This is a genomic window from Nocardioides daeguensis (assembly GCF_019192965.1).
GTDB classification, from domain to species: domain Bacteria; phylum Actinomycetota; class Actinomycetes; order Propionibacteriales; family Nocardioidaceae; genus Nocardioides; species Nocardioides daeguensis.
In genome coordinates this window covers 169,695-186,048 of record NZ_JAHTKU010000010.1, presented here as the reverse complement: position 1 = coordinate 186,048, position 16,354 = coordinate 169,695, and the positions used below count along the sequence as shown (strand labels likewise).

The following is a 16,354-nucleotide window of genomic DNA, read 5'->3' as shown; positions in this document are numbered from 1 at the left end:
CTCACCGCCGGCGCCGTCAGCGGCGCTCGAAGGAGATCCCCGCCCGCTCCAGGCGGGCCAGCAGCGCCTCGCCCATCGCGGTGGCGGTGGTGACCTGGCCGGTGACGTTCGGGTTGTCGTCGAGGGCCAGGCACAGCGCGGACTCGGCCAGCATCTTCGCGGTCTCGGTGTAGCCCGGGTCGCCGCCGGAGACCCGGGTGCGGACCTTCTTCCCGGCGGTCTCGGCGACGAAGTCGACGGTGAACCAGGACTTCTCGCGCCGGCTCGGCGAGGGCCCCTCACCCTGCGGGACCCGCTTGAGCAGTGCGTTGCGCAGCGGCGGGACCTGGGCCGCGAGGGCCAGGCCGGTCACGCCCACCGCGCCGCCGGCGGCGTACCGCAGGGTCTTGGTGCCGGCGAAGTGGGAGTAGCTGAACGCCGGACCGTACGACGGCAGGTGGGCGCCGCTGCGGGCGACGACGAACGGGTCGATGGTGGGCAGCGGGAGCAGCCAGTAGCCGAGGTCGGCGTCGCGGCGCGGGCGGCCGGCGCTCGCGCGGGAGCGGCGGCCTTCGGGGCGCGGCTCCATCCGGCGCCGCGCGGTCGACGCCTCCTTCATCTGCCGGGCGCGGGAGAAGGCCGTGAGGGCGGAGTGGAACGTGCCGCCGGAGAATCCGGCCCCGGCGCGGACGACGCCGCGCATCGTGACCGGGGTCGTGATCTCGCCGCCGACCTCCTTCGCCAGCTCCTTGATCGTGAAGTAGGCACCGAGGTCGTGCGGGATCGAGTCGAAGCCGCAGCAGTGGACCAGCCGGGCGCCCGATCCCTCGGCGGCGGCGTTGTGCTCGACGTAGGTGCGATCGACGAACTCCGGCTCACCGGTCAGGTCGACGTAGTCGGTGCCGGCGTTGGCGCATGCGGCGACCAGCGGACCGCCGTACTCGAGGTAGGGGCCGACCGTCGTCGCCACCACCTTCGTGGTCGCCACCACCTCGGCCAGCGCGTCGGCGTCCTCGGCGTCGGCGACCAGCAGCGGCAGGTCGGCGAGCGCGGGGTTCACGGCGGCGAGGCGCTCGCGCACCCCCTCGAGCTTGCGCTCGTTGCGGCCGGCGAGCGCCCAGCGCAGGTCGGCGGGGGCGTGCTGGGCCAGGTAGTCGGCGGTGAGTCCCCCGGTGAAGCCGGTGGCTCCGAACAGGACGACGTCGTAGGGGCGCGTGCTGTCAGCCATGCCCCCACTCTTCCATCCGCGCCGCACGGTGGTCGAGGAGATCGCCCCGCGAGCATCTCGAGACCGAGGGAACCTTCCCGCCCCCGGCGCCCGTCATAGGTTCGACACAGGCAGGAGAGCACGTGGAACCCGAGACCGAGGCGGCGTACGCCGACTCCGTCCAGCAGAGCTGGCCGTCGCTCGTGCGCGCCGCCGTCTTCCTCGGCGCCCGCCCGCACGAGGCGGAGGACCTGGCCCAGACCACGCTGGTGCGTTGCTACACCGGCTGGACGAAGGTCAGCAGCGCCGAGAACCGCGACGCCTACGTCTACCGGATGCTGCTCAACTGCCTGCGCGACGTGCGTCGTACTCGCTGGTGGAAGGACCGGCAATACGACGCCGGCCTCGACGCCGCGCACACCGCGGAGCCCGACGCGACCGACCGGGTCGCCCTCGCCGACGCGGTGCACCGAGCGCTCGGCGGCCTGACCAAGCCCAACCGGGAGGTCGTCGTGCTGCGGTACTTCGTTCAGCTGACCGAACGCCAGACCGCCGAGGTGCTCGGCATCGCCGCGGGGACGGTGAAGAGCCGGCTGTCCCGCGCGCTCGCCCACCTCGCCGCCGACGACCACCTGCTCGACTTCACGGGGGGAAGCCGATGACCGACCTGGAGAACCTCTGGGACGCCTACCCGACCGGACCCGCTCCGGTCGGCGCGATCCTCACTGCCGCCGACAGCACCGGCCGCGGTCGGCGCCGCCGGGTGCTGGTCCGGCCCCTGCTGACCGCCGCCGCCGTGACCGCCCTGGCCGGCGCCTACCTGGCCGGCGCCCTGACCGGCGGGCCGGGCGGGTCGGGTCCGGGCGGGTCGGGTCCGGGCGGGCCGTCGGCCGGAGCGGGCGGCGTGGACCGGTTGCCGCGGCACGTCGCCTTCCAGGCCGACCTGGAGCCGGCGACGTCGTGCGACGACCTGCGGGCGTCGTACGTCCGCCGGGGGCTGGAGCTCGTCGGGCCCTGGGGCTGGAGCGGCGGCGGACCGATCGCCTACGGCATGGAGGGCGACCTGCTGAGGCGGTCCATCTCGACGCCGGACTCCGACCAGGCGGTCGGCGCCGCGAGGACCCCGCGGACCGAGCGGCAGACCAACAGCGAGACCGGCACCAACGTGCAGGAGGCGGGCGTCGACGAACCCGACACGGTGAAGACCGACGGCTCGGTACTGGTCGCCGTCCGCCACGACCGCCTCGACGTGTACGACGTCACCGGCTCCTCGACCGCGAAGGTGTCCACCGTCGACCTCCCGGGAGTCGAGGGACCGGAGATCCTGCTGGCCGGCGACACCGTGGTCGCGCTCGGCCGCGACGCCGGCACCCCGGCGGAGGCGCCCGGGACCCGGGTGCTGACCGTGTCCATAGCCGACCCGGCCGCGCCGAAGGTCGTCGACGACGTCCGGTACGACGCCCGCGAGGTGTCGGCCCGCCAGCACGAGGACACCGTCCGCCTGGTCCTGGCCAACGGCCTGCCCGAGCTCGACTTCGTCGAGCCCACGGGCAAGCGCAGTGAGCAGGAGGCGCTCGCGCACAACCGCAAGGCCGTGACGGACAGCACCCTCGCGGACTGGCTGCCGACCGTGGCCGTCGGCGACGCCAAGCCCACCCAGCTCCTCGACTGCCGTGACGTCGCGCTCCCCTCCGACGCGCTCGCGCTCGGCACCACCGGCGTCGTCGGCTTCGACGCCACCGACGCCGGCCGCCTCGACGCGATCGGGCTGGCCGGGCTCGCCGACATCGCCTACGAGTCGGCCGACCACCTCTACCTCGCCAGCGCCGGCTCCGATTCCTGGGGCTGCATCGACTGGTGCGGCGACGTGGTGACCGGCACGTCGCGGGCGTTCCCGGGCGGCCTGAACGACGGGACGTCGTACGTCTTCGGCTTCGCGCTCGACGGCACCCGCGCCACCCACGTCGCCTCCGGCGAGGTCGAGGGGGCGATCCGCGACCGGTGGTCGCTCGACGAGGCCGGCGGCGTGCTGCGCGTCGCCGTCGGGCCCACCAGCGAGACCGGCAACTTCAGCTCCGTGGTCACCTTCGAGCAGCAGGGTCGGGAGCTCGTCGAGCGCGGCCGGCTCGACGGTCTGGGTCGCAACGAGGAGATCGAGTCGGTGCGCTGGTTCGACGACCTCGCGATCGTCGTGACCTTCCGGCGCCGGGACCCGCTCTACACCGTCGACCTCAGCGACACCTCCGCCCCACGCCTGCTCGGCGCGCTGAAGATCCCCGGCTTCTCCGCCTACCTCCACCCGTTGGGGCGCGCCCGCCTGATCGGCGTCGGCGCGGGCCCGGGCCCCGACGGCTGGGGCGCGCAGGTCGGCCTGTTCGACGTACGCGACACCGACCGGGTGTCCCGGCTCGACGTGCTCGGCTACGGCCGCGCCACCTCGGCCCTCGCGGGCACCGACCCCCGCGCGTTCACCTGGCTGCCCGACCGGCGCACCGTGCTGACCGTCGTCGAGAGGTGGGGCAGCCGCCGCGTCGGCTACCTGTCCGTGCTCAAGCTGGCCGGCGGCCGGCTGCAGGAGCGCCGGATCAAGGTCGAGTACGGCGCCGACGTCGACCTGGTCCGCGCCGTGCCGCTGCCCGACGGGCGGGTGGTGCTGGTGACCGGCGAGGAGGCGCAGTTCCTCGAGCTGTAGGCGTGGCGCGGGTGGTGCCGAACCCGAGCCCGCTGTCCCCGCCCCGGCGTACCGTGGAGCCATGTGCCGCAACATCCGCCCGCTCAACAACTTCGAGCCGCCGGCCACGCGGGACGAGGTGACCGCGGCGGCGCTGCAGTTCGTCCGCAAGGTGAGTGGGACGACGAAGCCCAGCCAGGCCAACCAGCCGGCCTTCGACCGGGCGGTCGCCGAGATCGCCCACATCACCCAGCACCTCCTCGACGACCTGGTGACGACCGCGCCGCCGAAGAACCGGGAGGTCGAGGCCGACAAGGCACGCGAGCGTGCGCGGCTCCGCTACGGCTGAGCGCCGGCTCGACGAGGCGTTCGCCGCGGTGGCGCGCGAGCGCTTCCTGCCGCCCGACCAGGTCCGGTTCGCCGGCGTCAACAACGCCCTGCCCCTCGGGTACGGCGTCACCAACTCCCAGCCCTCGACGGTGCGGGCGATGCTCGCGCTGTTGGACGTGGAGCCGGGCGACCGGGTGCTCGACGTGGGATGCGGGTCCGGGTGGACGACGGCCCTGCTCGCGCACCTGACCGGTCCGACCGGGCTCGTGGTCGGCGTCGAGCTGGTGCCGGAGGTGCTGGCGATGGCGCACCGCAACCTCCCCCCGCCGCACCCGACCATCCGGCTGCACCAGGCCGATCCGGCGGTGCTGGGCTGGCCCGCCGAGGCGCCGTACCACCGGGTGCTGGTGTCGGCCGAGGCGCCGGTCCTGCCGAACGCCCTGGTCCGCCAGCTCCGGCGCCGCGGGGTCCTGGTCGGGCCGGTGGCCGGGGAGATGCTGCGGGTCGAGCGACACGGGCGGTACGACTTCGTCCCGCTGCGTACGCTGGAGCGGTGAGTCTCGTCGGGGAGCGCGACGCGGCGCTCGAGCTGTGCGCGTCCGGCCCGCTCGTCGTGCTGACCGGCGCCGGCCTGTCGACCGACTCCGGCATCCCCGACTACCGCGGCCCCGGCGCGCCCGCGCGGATGCCGATGACCTACCAGGAGTTCGTGTCCGGGCCGGCCGCGCAGCAGCGGTACTGGGCGCGCAGCCACCTCGGCTGGGCGCGGATGCGCCGCGCCGAGCCCAATGCCGGCCACCGCGCCGTCGCCGCCCTCGGCGCCGACCTGGTCATCACCCAGAACGTCGACGGCCTCCACGAGGCAGCCGGCACCCCCGCGCTGGTCGCCCTGCACGGACGCATCGCCGAGGTCTGCTGCCTCGCCTGCCGTCGTACGACGCCCCGGGCCGCGCTGCAGCAGCGACTCGAGGCCGCCAACCCCGGCTGGGCGGCCCGGCACGCCGACGTCGCGGCCCGGCCCGACGGCGACGTCGCCCTCGAGGACACCGCCGACTTCGTGGTCCCCGGCTGCGCCGACTGCGGCGGCCCGCTGAAGCCGGACGTGGTGTTCTTCGGCGAGAACGTCCCCAAGCCGCGGGTCGAGCGCTGCTACGCCGCGGTCGACCGGCTCGCCGGCACCGGCGGCACCCTGCTCGTCGCGGGCTCGAGCCTGACCGTGATGAGCGGGCTGCGGTTCGTCCGCCGGGCGGCGCGCGCCGGCACGCCCGTGGTCGTCGTCAACCGCGGCACGACCCGCGGCGACGACCTCGCGTCGTACAAGGTCGACGCCGGGACCAGCGACTGGCTCCCCGCCCTGGCCGCCGCCCGGCCCGGCGAGCGGGTGTCATAACGACAGCCTGGACGAGAAAACTGGCGCTGGGACGAGGAAGTTTCCTCGTCCCAGCGCCAGTTTCACCGGCCGGCCGGTGAAACTGGCTTCGGCCCGGATCCGCTACAGCTTCCTGACGAAGATGTGGTCGGCCGCCTCCGGGAAGATCTCGGCGGTCTCGCCGCCGGCACCGACGAGCACCCCGTCGGACGTGGCCTGGATGGTGATCGTCTTGTCGGGCAGCGCGCCGACCCGGCGCATGGCGCTCATCAGGGAGTCGTCCTTCTGCATCTCCTCGGAGATGCGGCGCACCACGGCGCGGGCCGACTCGGGCCCGGCGGCCTTGGAGAGCGGCTCGACGTCGGCCATGAAGGTCTCGCCGACGGCGGCCTGGCCGAGCTCGCCGAGGCCCGGGATCGGGTTGCCGTAGGGCGACTCGGTCGGGTGGCCGAGGAGCTCGATGAGCCGGCGCTCGACGGTCTCGGACATGACGTGCTCCCAGCGGCACGCCTCCTCGTGGACCAGCTCCCAGTCGAGGCCGATCACGTCGGTGAGCAGGCGCTCGGCGAGGCGGTGCTTGCGCATGACGCGGGTCGCGAGGCGGTGGCCCTCCTCGGTGAGCTCGAGGTGGCGGTCGCCCTCGACGGTCAACAGGCCGTCGCGCTCCATCCGCGCCACCGTCTGCGACACCGTCGGCCCGCTCTGGTGCAGGCGCTCGGCGATGCGGGCCCGCAGCGGGACGATGCCCTCCTCGATCAGCTCGTAGATCGTGCGGAGGTACATCTCGGTGGTGTCGATGAGATCGCTCACCTCCCTATTCTGACCCATTAAGAGAAAGGCCGCACACCAGCGGCCTGCCATGCTGGGCGGGTGAGCACGCTGCCCCCGCTGATCGTCCCGCACCGCTTCAACGGACCGCCCCGCTCGGGCAACGGCGGCTGGACCTGCGGGGCCCTCGCGGCGACGCTCCCCGCCCAGGGCATCGGTACGGCGATCACCGTCACCCTGCGTCTGCCCCCGCCGCTCGACGTGCCGATGCCGGTCGTCGCGACCGCCGCCGGTGCGACGCTCACCCGGGACGGGCAGCCCGTCGCCGAGGCGGTGTACGCCGAGACGCGGCCGGTCCCCGTCGCCCCCGTCTCGCCCGCGACCGCCGCCGAGGCCGAGGCCCGCTACCTGGGCCACCGCTCGCACCCGTTCCCGACCTGCTTCGCGTGCGGCCCGGACCGCCGGGTCGGCGACGGGCTGCGGATCTTCGCCGGCCCGGTGGCCCCGGACGACGCCGACGACGCCCGGGTGGCGGCCACCTGGACGCCGTACGAGAGCGCGGTGCCGATCGCCTGGGCCGCCCTCGACTGCCCCGGCGGCTGGGCCAGCGACCTCGAGGGCCGTCCGTCGGTGCTCGGCCGGATGACCGCCGAGCTGCGCAGCCTGCCGCGGACCTCGGAGCGCTACGTCGTCGTGGGCGAGCAGCGCGGCATCGACGGGCGCAAGACGTTCACGGCCGCGACGATCTACGGCCCGCACGACGAGGTGGTCGCGACCGCGGAGCACACCTGGTTCACCGTCGACCCGGAGGCCTTCCGGTGACGAGGCACCCGTGGTGGTACGACGCGGTCGTCTACCAGGTCTACGTCCGCAGCTTCGCCGACGGCCTGCCCACCGGCGACGGGAACGGCGACGGGATCGGCGACCTGCCCGGCATCACCTCGCGCCTGCCCTACCTGCGCGACCTCGGCGTCGACGCCTTGTGGATCACGCCGTTCTACACCTCACCGCAGAAGGACCACGGCTACGACGTCGCCGACTACTCCGACGTCGACCCGCTGTTCGGCGCCCTGGCCGACCTCGACGAGCTGCTCGAGACCGCCCACCGGCTGGGGCTGCGGGTGATCGTCGACCTCGTCCCCAACCACACCTCCGACCAGCACGCCTGGTTCCGGGCCGCGCTCGCCGCCGGTCCGGGGTCGCCGGAGCGGGCGCGCTACCTGTTCCGCTCAGGTCGGGGGAAGGACGGCGTGCAGCCGCCGAACAACTGGGACTCGATCTTCGGCGGCCCCGCCTGGACCCGGGTGCCCGACGGCGAGTGGTACCTCCACCTGTTCGACGCCTCCCAGCCCGACCTCGACTGGCGCAACCCGGAGGTCGGTGACATGTTCGAGGGGGTGCTCCGGTTCTGGCTCGACCGCGGGGTCGACGGCTTCCGGGTCGACGTCGCGCACGGGCTGTACAAGGACGCCGCGCTGCGCGACCAGGTCCGCCCGAGGAAGCCGAAGAAGGCGGCCGAGTCGATGGTCGAGCGAGTCCTGCACGACGAGCCGATGTGGGACCAGCCCGAGGTCCACGAGGTCTACCGGCGCTGGCGCAAGGTGCTCGACTCCTACCCGGGCGAGCGGATGGCCGTCGCCGAGGCGTGGACCCAGACCGCCGCGTCGATGGCGATGTTCATCCGTCCCGACGAGCTGCACCAGGCGTTCAACTTCGGCTGGCTCGGCACGCCGTGGTCCGCCGAGGCCTTCGCCGACGTGATCACCGACTCGATCGCCGCCGTCGCCGCCGCCGCGTCGGCGCCGACCTGGGTGCTCTCCAACCACGACGTCGAGCGCCATCCCACGAGGTACGGCGGCGGCCCGGTCGGTCTCGCCCGGGGCCGCGCCGCGACCCTGACCATGCTGGCCCTGCCCGGCTCGGCGTACCTCTACCAGGGCGAGGAGCTCGGTCTCGAGCAGGTCGACGTGCCGCCCGAGGCGCGCCAGGACCCGTCGTGGTTCCGCACCGGCAAGCCGGGACGTGACGGGTGCCGGGTGCCGCTGCCGTGGTCGGGCACCGTGCCGCCGTACGGCTTCGGGGGTCCGGCGGGCAGCCAGCCCTGGATCCCCCAGCCCGACGACTGGGCGAACCTGACGGTCGAGTCCCAGCTCGCCGACCCCGACTCGACACTGGCGTTCTACCGCCGGGCCCTGGCCGCGCGACGCGCGGTGTTCGCCGGGGCCGACGACGAGACGGTCGCGAGCGCCGAGGACGACCTGCTCGTCGTACGCCGGGCGGGGGTGAGGATCGTCCTCAACGCCGGCACCTACCCGGCGCCGCTGCCGGAGGGCGAGGTGCTGATCAGCAGCGGGCCGCTGCCCGGCGGCGTGCTGCCGCCGGACACCGCCGTCTGGCTGGGCATCACAGCTAGCGGTCAGGAGCGGTCAGCGCCGAGCACGTCGTTGTAGCGGCGCAGGAACGCCGCGAAGTCCTCCAGCTCGTCGACCGGCCAGTCCCCCAGCCGCTCCGCGAGGAGCTCGCGCCGCTCCACGGCGACGGCCTCGAGGCGTCGGGCCCCCTCCTCGCTGACGCTGAGCAGGGTGGCCCGGCCGTCCTCCGGGTCGGGCTCCCGGTCGACCAGACCGAGGTCGATCAGGTGCTGGACCTGCCGGCTGATCGCGGCCTTGTCGATGTCGAAGACCGAGCATATCGCCGAGGCCCGCAGCGGGCCGTTGTCGCGGACGTAGCCGAGCATGAGGTACGACGCCGGCAGCAGCTCCGGGTGCACCGCGCGGGCGCGCTCCCCGACCACCCGGCGAGCCCGACGGATGAGGACACCGACCTCCACCTCGAGGTCCTTCAGGGCCTCGCTGCGGGTGAGCGTGCTGCTCATCGCGCGGCCTCGAGCCCGGTCTCCTCACCGGCCTCCTCACCGGACTCTGCCGGCGCGACGGGGCCGTGGGAGGTCCGCAGCGGGACCTCCTTGATGAACACGACGCAGACGAGGGCGACGACGGCGAACGGCACCGCGACGAGGAACAGGTGGCCGACGGCGTCGCCGAAGGAGGCCTCGTAGAGCGCCCGGATCGGGGCCGGGAGGTCGGCCAGGCGGGGGATGTCGCCGGTGGAGTGCTGCATCGCGGCGAGCTGCTCCTGGCTGATCTTGCCGGCCTTCACCAGGGCGGTGATGCCGTCCTTGACGCCGCTGGTGACCTGGTGGGCGAGCACCGCGCCGAGGGCCGCGACACCGGCCGAGCCGCCGATCGAGCGGAACATCGCGACGACCGAGCTGGCGGCGCCGAGGTCCTGGACGGCGACGTTGTTCTGCACCGACAGGACCAGGTTCTGCATGGTGGCGCCGAGGCCGATGCCGGTCAGCGCCATGTAGCCGCCGACCACCCACAGCGACGTGGTGGCGTCGATAGTGCCGAGCAGGGCGATGCCGACGATGACGAAGACCATGCCGCCGACCAGCCACCGCTTCCACAGGCCGGTGCGCGTGATGACCCGGCCACTGACGATGCTCGAGACGAGCAGGCCGCCGACCATCGCGACCGACATCAGGCCGGCCTCGGTCGGGCTCATGCCGCGTGCGAGCTGGAAGTACTGGCTGAGGTAGACGGTCGCGCCGAACATCGCGACGCCGACCATCACGGAGGCGGCGGTGGCGAGCGACGTGGTGCGGTCGCGGAACAGGCGCAGCGGGATCACGGGCTCGCTGGCGACCCGGGCCTCGACCCACAGCGCGCCGCCGATGAGGGCGAGGCTGCCAGCGACCAGCGCGGCCGACGTAGCGGAGATCCAGTCGAAGTTGGTGCCCGCGAGGCTGACCCAGACCAGGATCAGGCTGATGCCGGCCATGATCAGGGTGGCGCCGAGGTAGTCGATCCTCACCTCGCGCTTGATGGTCGGCAGGTGCAGGGTCTTCTGGAGGACGACGAAGGCGAGCGCGGCGATCGGGATGCCGACGACGAAGCAGCCGCGCCAGCCCATCGGGCTGTCCACGATCAGCCCACCGAGCAGCGGGCCGCTGACGGTCGCCGTCGCGAACACCGCCCCGATGTAGCCGCTGTAGCGGCCACGCTCGCGCGGGGGGACCATCGAGGCGATGACGACCTGGACCAGCGCGGTCAGGCCGCCGACGCCGAGCCCCTGGAAGGCCCGCGCCCCGATGAGCACGCCCATGGTGGGCGCGGCCGCGGCGACGACGGAGCCCACCGAGAAGATGACCAGGGCGGCCTGCACGAGGATCTTCTTGCTGAACAGGTCGGCGAGCTTGCCCCAGATCGGGGTGGTCGCCGTCATGGTCAGCAGCGTCGCGACCACGACCCACGTGTAGCCGGTCTGGCTGCCGTGGAGGTCGGTCACGATCGCGGGCAGGGCGTTGCTCACCACGGTGCTGGAGAGCATGGCCACGAACATCGCGAGCAGCAGCCCGGTCAGGGCCTCCATGATCTCGCGGTGCGTCATCTGGCCCGGCGCGGCGGTGGCCGACGCTGCGTTGGTCATCGAGTCGTCATCTCTTCTCGTCATCACCCGAATGGTTGTCAGGCATCAACCATATCCGGAGATAGTTGATCTCGTCAACCAGTGGAGCGGTGCTCGACCTCGCCGACCGGCCCGTGACAGCGAACGACCCGCAGGTGCGGTCCGTGCGGACCGGGCCGGGGGACGATCCCGGTTTCACCTGCGGGTCGGGTGGCTGCGTTGGATTCGCGCGCAGCCTGAACTGCGGGGCTGCTAGCGGGCAGCCACCTCACGCGTCCTGGAAGAACTCATTCTTCGGACCACCTCCTTTCCCGTGTGCGACCACGGTAGGTCGCGGATCGGCGGCGCACAACGGGATTTGGCCGCGGTCTCCGGCGCCGTGGACCGTGGGACGGCGCAACGACCGGATTCGTCGTCCGGCAGGCGGATTCACGACGAGCTCGGTTGGTACGACGCAACCGCGGGTAGGTGCACGCCATGGCCCGCCCGCTGATCCTCGCCGCCGCCCTGCTGCTCGCCCTCACCGGCTGCTCGTCCGACGACGGCGGGCCCGCGAGCGAGCCGGGTCCCCCTCGCTCGTCGACCACGTCCACGCCGACCCCCACGCCGACCCGCACCACGCGGGCACCCAGCACCGCCCTGCCGGCCCTGGTGATCCGGCCGGGCGCGATCGGCGATGCCCGGGTCGGGATGACCCGCGCCGAGTGGTCGGCCACCGGGCTGTTCGCCGACGGGGCGGCGATCTGCGAGGGCGAGCTGATCCACTGGAAGGACGACCCGGACGGCGTCGGGCTGCGGGTGCTGACCGACGAGGACGCGACGATCACCCAGCTGTGGGTGACCGCGCCGGGGCCGGTCACCGCGCACGGCGACCTCCAGGTCGGCTCGACGTACGGCGACCTGCTGGCCGCGTTCCCGACCCTCACCCGGCCGGTGGCCGACGGGTTCGACCAGTCGTCGGTCTACCCGCCCGGAGAGGAGGACGGGCTGCCCTACTTCGGGTTCCTCCTCGACGCGCCCCCGGGCGAGGTCTCCGCAGACACCCCGATCAGCGCGATCGCGGTCACCGGCGGCGAGCCGGCGTACTTCCAGTTCGACTGCTGACGCTCCCGCACCCCCTGCAGATCGGTCGTCGAATGGCCGGATCCGCAACCAGAACGCATGGGGTGCGGTTCACACCGCCGCCGCAGCGAACTGCGCCGCGTGCAGCCGGGCGAACGCCCCCTCGCGCCCGAGCAGCTCGGCGTGCGAGCCCTGCTCCACGATCCGGCCGTCCTCCATCACCAAGATCAGGTCGGCGTCGCGGATGGTGGAGAGCCGGTGCGCGATGACGAACGACGTCCGGTCGGTGCGCAGCGCCGCCATCGCCTGCTGCAGCAGGAGCTCGGTGCGGGTGTCGACCGACGACGTCGCCTCGTCGAGGATCAGCAGCGCCGGCTGGGCCAGGAAGGCGCGGGCGATGGTGATCAGCTGGCGCTCGCCGGCCGACAGGTTGGAGCCCTCGTCGTCCACCCTCGTGTCGTAGCCCTCCGGCAGGGAGTGCACGAACCGGTCGACGTACGTCGCCCGCGCAGCCTCGCGGATCTCCTCCTCCGTCGCGTCCGGGCGGCCGTAGGCGATGTTGTCGCGGATCGACCCCTCGAACAGCCAGGTGTCCTGGAGGACCATCCCGATCCGGCTGCGGAGCTCACCACGACCGAGCGAGGCAATGTCGGTGCCGTCGAGGGTGATCCGGCCGCCGTCGAGCTCGTAGAACCGCATGATCAGGTTGACCAGGGTGGTCTTGCCGGCGCCGGTGGGGCCGACGATCGCGACCATCTGGCCGGGGTGCGCGACCAGCGAGAGGTGCTCGATGAGCGGCTCGTCGGGGTCGTAGGAGAACGAGACGTCCTCGAAGGCGACCTCGCCGCGGGTCGTCGAGCGCTCGGGCACCGTCGACAGCGAGGAGGGCGCGACCTCCTCGTCGGCGTCGAGCAGCTCGAAGACCCGCTCGGCCGACGCCACGCCGGACTGCAGCAGGTTGGCCATCGACGCGATCTGCGTGATCGGCTGGGTGAACATGCGGGAGTACTGGATGAACGCCTGCACCTCGCCCAGCGAGAGCGAACCCGAGGCGACCCGCAGTCCGCCCACCACGGCGATCACGACGTAGTTGAGGTTGCCGACCAGCATCATCAGCGGCATCACGAGACCGCTGATGAACTGGGCCCGGTACGACGACTGGTAGAGCTCCTCGTTGGCGCTGTCGAACTCGTCCTCGACAGCGGCGCGCCGGCCGAAGACGGTGACCAGCGCGTGCCCCGAGATGGACTCCTCGACCTGAGCGTTGAGCCGGCCGGTCTGGCGCCACTGGTTGATGAACTGGCTCTGCGAGCGCTTCATCACCCGGCCGGTCACGAACATCGCGATCGGGACCGACACCAGCGCGATCACCGCCAGCAACGGCGAGACCCAGAACATCGCGCCGAGCACACCGACGACCATGAGCAGCGAGGTGAGCAGCTGGCTCATCGTCTGCTGCAGGTTCTGCGCGACGTTGTCGATGTCGTTGGTGACCCGGCTCAGCAGCTCGCCGCGGGGCTGCTTGTCGAAGTAGGCCAACGGGAGACGGTGGATCTTCTCCTCGACGTCGGAGCGCATCTGCTTCACGGTCGCCTGCACGACGTCGTTGACGAGGTAGCCCTGCAGCCAGCCGAGCACCTGGCCGCCCACGTACACGAGCAGCGTGATGAGCAGCAGGTGGCCGACCTTGTCGAAGTCGACGCCCTGCCCCGGGACGACGTCCTTGAGGCCGCGCAGGAAGTCGGCCATGCCGCTGTCACCGCGCGCCTCCGCCTGGGCGACGGCCTCGGCCTGGGTGTGTCCCTCGAGCCGGCGGCCGATCAGGCCGGTGAACACGGCGTCGGTGGCCTTGCCCAGCAGGTAGGGGCCGATCACGACGGAGGCGACGCTGCCGAGCCCGAGCAGCAGGACGGCGACCGCCTTGCCGCGCGCGGGGCGCAGCAGGGAGAGCAGCCGCCTGGCGGAGGCACCGAAGTCGTCGGCCTTCTGACCGACCATGCCGCCCATCGGGCCGCGGCCCGGACCGCCCTGCTGGACGATCCGCTCGGTCTGCTTCATGGTGCCGTTCCTGCCGGCACCGGCCTTGGGGGTCCCGCTCATGCCACGACCTCCTCTCCCTTGATGCCCTGCGAGGCGGCGATCTCCTGGTACGTCGGGTTGTCCCGCAACAGCTCGTCGTGGGTGCCCTGGCCGACGACCTCGCCGTCCTCGAGCACGAGGATCACGTCGGCGTCACGGATGGTGGCGATCCGCTGCGCGACGATCAGCACGGTCGCGTCCCGCGTCACCGGCTTCAGCGCTGCCCGTAGCCGGGCGTCGGTGGCGACGTCGAGCGCCGAGAAGGCGTCGTCGAAGAGGTAGATCTCAGGTCGTCGTACGAGCGCGCGGGCGATGGCCAGCCGCTGGCGCTGGCCGCCGGAGACGGTCGTCCCGCCCTGGGCGACGGCAGTGTCGAGCTGGTCGGGCATCGCGCGCACGAAGTCGGCGCCCTGCGCGATCTCGAGCGCCTCCCACAGCTCCTCGTCGGTCGCGTCCGGTCGGCCGTAGCGCAGGTTGGAGGCGACGGTGCCGGAGAACAGGAAGGCCCGCTGCGGCACCAGCCCGATCCGCGACCAGAGCAGCTCGGGCTCGAGGTCCCGGACGTCGACGCCGTCGACGCGCACCACGCCCTCGGTGGCGTCGAGCAGTCGCGGCACCAGGTTGACCAGGGTGGTCTTGCCGGCGCCGGTGGAACCGATCACCGCGATGGTCTGGCCAGGACGCGCGGAGAAGGTGACGTCGCGCAGCACCGGCGCCTCGGCACCGGGGTAGGTGAGGCCGACGCCCTCGAGGTCGAGGTGGCCGGCGACGGCGACCTCCGTGACCGGGTGGGCCGGCGGGACGACGGTGGTGCGGGTGTCGAGCACCTCACCGATCCGATCGGCGCTGACCGAGGCCCGCGGGATCATCATCAGCATGAAGGTGCCCATCATCACCGACATCAGGATCTGCATCAGGTAGGCCAGGAAGGCGGTGAGCGCGCCGACCTCCATCTGCCCGCTGTCGACGCGGTGGCCGCCGAACCAGATCACGCCGACGCTGGCGACGTTCGAGACACCCATCACGAGCGGGAACATGAGCGCCATCCAGCGGCCGGCACGCAGCGAGACAGCCGTGAGGTCCGCGTTGGACCGCTCGAAGCGCTGCACCTCCTGGGGCTCGCGGACGAAGGCCCGCACCACCCGGATGCCGGAGATCTGCTCGCGCAGCACCCGGTTGACGTCGTCGAGCCGCTCCTGGACCTGGCGGAACGCCGGCACCATCTGGGAGACGACGACGCCGATGCAGACGAAGAGCACCGGGACGACGGCGACGACCAGCCAGGACAGGCCGAAGTCCTCGCGCATCGCCATGATGACCCCGCCGATCATCATGATCGGGATGGTCACCGCCATCAGGCAGGTCATCATCGCCAGCATCTGCACCTGCTGGACGTCGTTGGTCGCGCGGGTGATCAGCGACGGGGCGCCGAAGGTGGAGACCTCGCGCGCGGAGAAGCTGCCGATCCGCCCGAACACGGCCTTGCGCAGGTCACGGCCGAACGCCATCGCCGCCTGGCCGCCGAACCACGCCGAGGTCATCGAGCAGGCGGCCTGGACGAGGGCCACGGCGAGCATGATCGCGCCGAGCTGAACCACCCTGCCGGTGTCGCCGCGGGCGACGCCCTGGTCGATGATGTCGGCGTTGAGGCTGGGCAGGTAGAGCATCGCGGCGGTGCCGGTGAACTGGAGCACGACGATCGCCGAGAGCCAGCCCTTGTAGGGGCGCAGGTAACTGCGCAACAGCTGTCCGAGCATCAGCAGTCTCTCCTCTCGACGCCGTGCAGCACGGTGTCGACGATCAGGGTCGGGGTGAGCAGGTCGTTGTCGGCGATCTCCCGGTGGGAGCCGGCGAAGGTGAGCAGCCGCCACACGTGGAGCACCTGCTCGGGCGGCAGGGTCAGCCGGTCGGCATCGGGCTCGATCAGCGCGAGCAGCCGGCGTCGTACCTCCTCCAGGCCCGCGACGAGCTCGGGCCGGTCGTGGAGGTGCTGGGGCGGGCCGACCGCGCCGAGGGCGCGCATCAGCTCGAAGATTGCCAGGAACCGCTGCTGCAGGATCGAGGTCATCGCGACCATCCTCTCGCGCAGCGGCAGGGCGGGGTCGATCCCGTCGAGGCGGTCCAGCACGTCGCCGGGCTCGAAGGCGCGGGCGACGGTGGCGTCGAGCAGGTCGTCCTTGGACTCGAAGACCCGGAAGATCGTGCCCTCCGCGACCCCCGCCGCCTCGGCGATCAGCCGCGTGGTGACCCGGCGCCCGTGCTCGTAGAGCAGCGGCCGGGTCGCCCGGATCAACATCTCCCGTCGGTCCTCGGCGGACAGCGGGGCGGCACGCGGGGGCATGCCCGCCAGCGTAAGTGAGTGAGTACTCACTCACAAGCGAATTCACGTTGACCTGCCGCAAACTCACCGTTGACCTGC

The 16,354-nt window shown here is 72.6% G+C and carries 15 protein-coding genes; 8 read left to right on the top strand and 7 right to left on the bottom strand.

The window, feature by feature from the left end; all coding sequences use genetic code 11:
• Nucleotides 1–16 precede the first annotated feature (16 nt).
• On the bottom strand, nucleotides 17–1,207 hold the full coding sequence (locus tag KU893_RS08570) for a saccharopine dehydrogenase family protein (protein WP_218233927.1): 1,191 nt from the start codon (nucleotides 1,205–1,207) through the stop codon (nucleotides 17–19).
• Between the two features lie 122 nt (nucleotides 1,208–1,329).
• Between KU893_RS08570 and KU893_RS08565 the strand changes: the two genes are divergently transcribed.
• The 5 genes from KU893_RS08565 (at nucleotide 1,330) to KU893_RS08545 (ending at nucleotide 5,577) form a co-directional block, all read left to right on the top strand.
• Nucleotides 1,330–1,848 carry a SigE family RNA polymerase sigma factor gene (locus tag KU893_RS08565; protein ID WP_218233926.1) on the top strand — a complete coding sequence of 173 codons (519 nt, stop codon included), beginning with the start codon at nucleotides 1,330–1,332 and terminating at the stop codon, nucleotides 1,846–1,848.
• Complete coding sequence (locus KU893_RS08560) at nucleotides 1,845–3,878, top strand: beta-propeller domain-containing protein (protein WP_218233925.1); 2,034 nt, start codon at nucleotides 1,845–1,847, stop codon at nucleotides 3,876–3,878. Before KU893_RS08565 ends, KU893_RS08560 begins: the two co-directional genes overlap by 4 nt.
• 61 nt (nucleotides 3,879–3,939) lie before the next feature.
• Complete coding sequence (locus tag KU893_RS08555) at nucleotides 3,940–4,206, top strand: DUF2277 domain-containing protein (protein ID WP_218233924.1); 267 nt, start codon at nucleotides 3,940–3,942, stop codon at nucleotides 4,204–4,206.
• Nucleotides 4,184–4,744: a protein-L-isoaspartate O-methyltransferase family protein gene (locus KU893_RS08550; RefSeq protein ID WP_218233923.1), complete on the top strand. Its 561-nt coding sequence runs from the start codon at nucleotides 4,184–4,186 to the stop codon at nucleotides 4,742–4,744. The genes KU893_RS08555 and KU893_RS08550 overlap by 23 nt, the downstream gene beginning before the upstream one ends.
• Complete coding sequence (locus tag KU893_RS08545; protein WP_218233922.1) at nucleotides 4,741–5,577, top strand: Sir2 family NAD-dependent protein deacetylase; 837 nt, start codon at nucleotides 4,741–4,743, stop codon at nucleotides 5,575–5,577. Before KU893_RS08550 ends, KU893_RS08545 begins: the two co-directional genes overlap by 4 nt.
• A gap of 102 nt (nucleotides 5,578–5,679) precedes the next feature.
• Here KU893_RS08545 and KU893_RS08540 read toward each other — a convergent pair whose 3' ends face one another.
• Nucleotides 5,680–6,366 (bottom strand): iron-dependent transcriptional repressor DtxR, encoded by a 687-nt coding sequence (locus KU893_RS08540; RefSeq protein ID WP_218233921.1) that lies wholly within the window; start codon nucleotides 6,364–6,366, stop codon nucleotides 5,680–5,682.
• 60 nt (nucleotides 6,367–6,426) lie between these two features.
• On the opposite strand from KU893_RS08540, the gene KU893_RS08535 reads away from it, so the two are divergent.
• On the top strand, nucleotides 6,427–7,146 hold the full coding sequence (locus KU893_RS08535; RefSeq protein WP_257440742.1) for a hotdog fold domain-containing protein: 720 nt from the start codon (nucleotides 6,427–6,429) through the stop codon (nucleotides 7,144–7,146).
• Nucleotides 7,143–8,774 (top strand): glycoside hydrolase family 13 protein, encoded by a 1,632-nt coding sequence (locus tag KU893_RS08530; RefSeq protein ID WP_218233920.1) that lies wholly within the window; start codon nucleotides 7,143–7,145, stop codon nucleotides 8,772–8,774. The genes KU893_RS08535 and KU893_RS08530 overlap by 4 nt, the downstream gene beginning before the upstream one ends.
• Here the strand turns inward: KU893_RS08530 and KU893_RS08525 are convergent.
• Entirely contained in the window at nucleotides 8,741–9,199 is a 459-nt protein-coding gene (locus KU893_RS08525) for a MarR family winged helix-turn-helix transcriptional regulator (RefSeq protein WP_218233919.1), read from the bottom strand. The genes KU893_RS08530 and KU893_RS08525 overlap by 34 nt on opposite strands.
• Nucleotides 9,196–10,815 carry an MDR family MFS transporter gene (locus KU893_RS08520; RefSeq protein ID WP_246592250.1) on the bottom strand — a complete coding sequence of 540 codons (1,620 nt, stop codon included), beginning with the start codon at nucleotides 10,813–10,815 and terminating at the stop codon, nucleotides 9,196–9,198. The genes KU893_RS08525 and KU893_RS08520 overlap by 4 nt, the downstream gene beginning before the upstream one ends.
• Nucleotides 10,816–11,271: 456 nt before the next feature.
• Between KU893_RS08520 and KU893_RS08515 the strand changes: the two genes are divergently transcribed.
• Nucleotides 11,272–11,898, top strand: coding sequence for a hypothetical protein (locus tag KU893_RS08515; protein ID WP_218233917.1), 627 nt, complete (start codon nucleotides 11,272–11,274; stop codon nucleotides 11,896–11,898).
• Between the two features lie 69 nt (nucleotides 11,899–11,967).
• Here the strand turns inward: KU893_RS08515 and KU893_RS08510 are convergent, their stop codons facing one another.
• Genes KU893_RS08510 through KU893_RS08500 form a run of 3 tightly spaced genes read right to left on the bottom strand, consistent with a single transcriptional unit; the run spans nucleotide 11,968 to nucleotide 16,276 of the window.
• Nucleotides 11,968–13,956 (bottom strand): ABC transporter ATP-binding protein, encoded by a 1,989-nt coding sequence (locus KU893_RS08510; RefSeq protein ID WP_218233916.1) that lies wholly within the window; start codon nucleotides 13,954–13,956, stop codon nucleotides 11,968–11,970.
• Nucleotides 13,953–15,692, bottom strand: a complete 1,740-nt coding sequence (locus tag KU893_RS08505; RefSeq protein ID WP_218233915.1) for an ABC transporter ATP-binding protein — start codon at nucleotides 15,690–15,692, stop codon at nucleotides 13,953–13,955. Before KU893_RS08505 ends, KU893_RS08510 begins: the two co-directional genes overlap by 4 nt.
• Complete coding sequence (locus KU893_RS08500; RefSeq protein ID WP_218233914.1) at nucleotides 15,692–16,276, bottom strand: TetR/AcrR family transcriptional regulator; 585 nt, start codon at nucleotides 16,274–16,276, stop codon at nucleotides 15,692–15,694. The genes KU893_RS08505 and KU893_RS08500 overlap by 1 nt, the downstream gene beginning before the upstream one ends.
• Nucleotides 16,277–16,354 lie beyond the last annotated feature (78 nt).

What these genes read in the sequence shown, in the direction of transcription:
- KU893_RS08570 (WP_218233927.1), bottom strand. Translation starts at nt 1,207, where the DNA reads ATGGCTGACAGCACGCGCCCCTACGACGTCGTCCTGTTCGGAGCCACC.
- KU893_RS08560 (WP_218233925.1), top strand. Translation starts at nt 1,845, where the DNA reads ATGACCGACCTGGAGAACCTCTGGGACGCCTACCCGACCGGACCCGCT.
- KU893_RS08555 (WP_218233924.1), top strand. Translation starts at nt 3,940, where the DNA reads ATGTGCCGCAACATCCGCCCGCTCAACAACTTCGAGCCGCCGGCCACG.
- KU893_RS08525 (WP_218233919.1), bottom strand. Translation starts at nt 9,199, where the DNA reads ATGAGCAGCACGCTCACCCGCAGCGAGGCCCTGAAGGACCTCGAGGTG.
- KU893_RS08520 (WP_246592250.1), bottom strand. Translation starts at nt 10,815, where the DNA reads ATGACCAACGCAGCGTCGGCCACCGCCGCGCCGGGCCAGATGACGCAC.
- KU893_RS08515 (WP_218233917.1), top strand. Translation starts at nt 11,272, where the DNA reads ATGGCCCGCCCGCTGATCCTCGCCGCCGCCCTGCTGCTCGCCCTCACC.
- KU893_RS08510 (WP_218233916.1), bottom strand. Translation starts at nt 13,956, where the DNA reads ATGAGCGGGACCCCCAAGGCCGGTGCCGGCAGGAACGGCACCATGAAG.
- KU893_RS08505 (WP_218233915.1), bottom strand. Translation starts at nt 15,692, where the DNA reads ATGCTCGGACAGCTGTTGCGCAGTTACCTGCGCCCCTACAAGGGCTGG.
- KU893_RS08500 (WP_218233914.1), bottom strand. Translation starts at nt 16,276, where the DNA reads ATGCCCCCGCGTGCCGCCCCGCTGTCCGCCGAGGACCGACGGGAGATG.